This window comes from Alkalihalobacillus sp. BA299 (assembly GCF_017745675.1).
Classification (GTDB): Bacteria; Bacillota; Bacilli; order Bacillales; family Bacillaceae_F; genus Alkalihalobacterium.
Window position 1 is genome coordinate 1 of the sequence record NZ_JAFLJM010000045.1, and the last position, 3711, is coordinate 3711.

Here is a 3711-nt window from a genome sequence, read left to right on the forward strand (position 1 = left end):
GTAAGGAGGGGGAGCGAAGTCCACTAGACGCTGGGCGCTGCAGCTAGACAAGAAAAGCGCAAGCGCCCGTTTAGCGACGTATGGACTGGACTGAGCCGCAGGAGATAAAGGAAACACGGAGACGCGCTAGTGATCCGATGTTGACTTATCGTACGGCGGTGAGGGAAGTCTCACTAGTCGCTGGGCGCTGCAGCTAGACAAGAAAAGCGCAAGCGCCCGTTTAGGGGCGTATGGACTGGACTGAGCCGCAGGAGATAAAGGAAACACGGAGACGCGCTAGTGATCCGATGTTGACTTATCGTACGGCGGTGAGGGAAGTCTCACTAGTCGCTGGGCGCTGTAGCTAGACATCATCTGAAAAGTTTTCTTCTCTTCCAAAAAAGGAAGTCAATGCGACATTGTGACTTCCTTTTTTATGTATCTTTATATAAGTTTTGTTGGAAATTGTGTGAATTCTTAACCGACATTTTTACTTTTCTCCAAGTAATAGCGGTAAATGGTTAGGTGTCACTAATCCATTAATTCTCTTTTCAACTATTCCTTTTTCGTTAATTATGAACGTTGTAGGAATACCAATAATATGATAGTTCTTCATTACCTTACCATCCACATCAAATACAACATCATATTTCGCCTTGAAATGGGATAAGAACGGGCGAACTTCATTTGCATTTCTTTCTTGACTTGTCATGTTAACACCGAGCATAATGATGTTTTTTTCTTTTAACTGCTCATATAAGTTAACTAATAAGGGCATCTCTTCTTGACAAGGTGGACACCAAGTTGCAAAAAAATTTAAAATGACTTTTTTGCCGCGAAAATCTTCTAGAGATACTTTTTCGCCTTTTAAATTTAATAATTCGAAGTTTGGTGCTAGTTCATTCTCAAATGCTCCTACTTTCGTGGTGGCTGCGACTGCCTCATCAACTTGCCTAAAAATATGGTTGGATCCTTCATATAAATAGGCAACAAAAAACAAGAGTAAGAACAAGAAGCAACTATACATTGCTTTTTTCCGATGTTGCATCACTTCACCTCTTTTGTACGAACAAGTTTCTGTCTGCTATAATGTTTTTATATTACTAACATAAACAATAAGCATTTACCTAACGGCTTGTTTTTGTTGTTCCATCGCTAAAAGAATTTGTTCAATAATCTCCTCAGCTGCGGTTGGCCGTTTGATTTTTCTAGCAGAATGACGCATTTCTTCACTTAATTTTTTTTGAAAAAGAACTCTTTTAATAATTAAAGGTAATTCTTCATCGTGCTGTACTTTCACAGCTGCTCCTTTTTCGACTAAAAATTGGGCATTATGTTCTTCATGGCCTGGAACGGGTTTATAAATTATAATGGGTGTTTCACAAATTAACGCTTCTGACATCGTAAGACCACCTGACTTGGAAATGACGACATCACTCGCACGTAAATAGTCTAAAAAACGATCTGTAAAAGGAATGACTTTTAAAGTATGCTTACTTTTATAGTTTTCAATTTTTCGTGTCGCCTTGGCATTCGTTCCAGTCATACAAATAATCATTAATTCTTCCTTACATTGTTCTAATGCATGAATTACTTTTGCGTATTTGGCAAGCCCGATCCCCCCACCTGCAATAAGTACAATTTTCTTATTTTCATCTAATTGTAGATTTTCACGACTTTTTGCCTTCGTAGATGAAAATGCTGGATGAGGTGGTACGGGAATTCCCGTCAAGCAAAATCGATCTACAGGATAATTATTCTTTTTTGCAAAATGTAATGTTGTCGGATCGGCTGTGAAATACCGGTCAATACCTTCCCGTAAATAGGCTGGGTGTAATAAAAAATCGGTAATTACATTATAAATAGGGATATTCATATTTTTTTTCTTTTTTAAGGTTGTAAGAAAGGGCGTCACAAACGGATGGGTAGAGATAATAAATGGGACATTCTCTTCTGAAATCAGTTTATGAAGGCGCTCCGTAAATAATGTACTAAATCGATCAATATAGAGGAAATATGGCTGCTTTTCAGAGTTAAAATAAATCTTTCTCCATACAGATGGTCCTAACTTGAGCAAATTTAAATAGCTCTTTACAATGCAGTGATGAAGTAAAGGGCTTAGTTGATAAAACGTGTCAATGACTTTAGGATAGTACCCCTTCTTCTCAAGCTCGTTATATAATGCTTTAGCCGCTTGTTGATGACCTTGTCCAATTGAAGCCGAAAAAATTAATGGTCTGGCCTTCATCCTGTTTTCCCTCTTTCCCTAATCTATAATAATCACTTTTCTGTAATGTTACTTTATTATAAATATTATTCGTAAAAGAGCAGAAATCATACCTTATTACAAATTCTTGATAATAACTTAATGTGTGTAATGATATTTACTCTTTCATCATAATTCGTTAAGATGATGTATACAGACGTTTTTTTGGAAAGGAAGAGAGATGAATGAAAACGGTTTTCTCAGGTATTCAACCGAGTGGAACATTAACTTTAGGTAACTATTTAGGAGCGATGAAACATTTTGTAAATATGCAAGACGATTATAATTGCTTTTTCTGTATCGTAGACCAACATGCGATTACTGTACCCCAAGATAAAGCTCAGTTACGACAAAACATTAAAAGCTTGGCTGCACTTTATATAGCTGCTGGTATTGACCATGAAAAGTCGACGTTATTCATCCAATCCGAAGTACCTGCACACGCACAATTAGGATGGCTCATGCAATGCGTTTCCTACATAGGTGAATTAGAACGAATGACGCAGTTTAAAGATAAATCTGAAGGTAAAGAAGCGGTATCATCTGCCTTACTCACCTATCCACCACTAATGGCTGCAGACATTCTTCTATACAAGACTGACATCGTCCCTGTTGGTGAGGATCAAAAACAACACTTAGAATTAACAAGAGATTTAGCTGAACGTTTTAATAAAAAATATAACGACATATTCACGATTCCGGAAGTCCAAATTCCTAAAGTTGGGGCAAGAATTATGTCTTTAAATGATCCAATGAAAAAAATGAGTAAGTCTAATCCGAATCCAAAAAGCTATATTTCCATGCTTGATGATGAAAAAACGATTATCAAGAAAATGAAAAGTGCGGTAACAGACTCAGACAATTCCGTCCACTATGATAAAGAAAATAAACCTGCGATTGCAAACTTAATGTCTATTTATTCATTATGTTCAGGTAAATCATATGACGAAATTACGGCGCTTTACGAAGGAAAAGGATACGGCCAATTTAAAGAAGATTTAGCACAAATTGTCGCAGAAACATTAAATCCAATTCGTGAGCGTTATGAAGAGTTAATTCATTCAACTGAATTAGATGAAATCCTAGATAGAGGTGCTGAAAAAGCAAATCATGTTGCCACTAAAATGCTTACAAAAGCAGAACGTGCAATGGGATTAGGGAGAAAGAAATAAGAAAAGCGCAAGCGCCCGTTTACCGACGTACGGACTGGACTGAACCGCAGGAGATAAAGGAAACACGTTGAACGTTAGTGAGGCGATGTTGACTTATCGTACGGAGGTGAGGGAAGTCTCGCTAGTCGGTGGGCGATGGAGCTAGACAATAAGAAAAGCGCAAGCGCCCGTTTACCGACGTACGGACTGGACTGAACCGCAGGAGATAAAGGAAACACGTTGAACGTTAGTGAGGCGATGTTGACTTATCGTACGGAGGTGAGGGAAGTCTCGCTAGTCGGTGGGCGATGGAGC

At 38.3% G+C, this 3711-nt stretch carries 3 protein-coding genes; 1 reads left to right on the plus strand and 2 read right to left on the minus strand.

Annotated features, from left to right (window positions below):
* Window positions 1-469: 469 nt before the first annotated feature.
* Both J0N78_RS25275 and J0N78_RS25280 read right to left on the minus strand, forming a co-directional pair.
* Window positions 470-1027 (minus strand): peroxiredoxin family protein, encoded by a 558-nt coding sequence (locus tag J0N78_RS25275; protein ID WP_209125850.1) that lies wholly within the window; start codon window positions 1025-1027, stop codon window positions 470-472.
* A 75-nt stretch (window positions 1028-1102) separates the two neighbouring features.
* On the minus strand, window positions 1103-2227 hold the full coding sequence (locus J0N78_RS25280; RefSeq protein ID WP_209125851.1) for an MGDG synthase family glycosyltransferase: 1125 nt from the start codon (window positions 2225-2227) through the stop codon (window positions 1103-1105).
* A 203-nt stretch (window positions 2228-2430) separates the two neighbouring features.
* Between J0N78_RS25280 and trpS the strand changes: the two genes are divergently transcribed.
* A complete protein-coding gene (gene trpS, locus J0N78_RS25285; protein ID WP_209125852.1) occupies window positions 2431-3417 on the plus strand; it encodes a tryptophan--tRNA ligase in 987 nt (328 codons plus the stop codon).
* Window positions 3418-3711 lie beyond the last annotated feature (294 nt).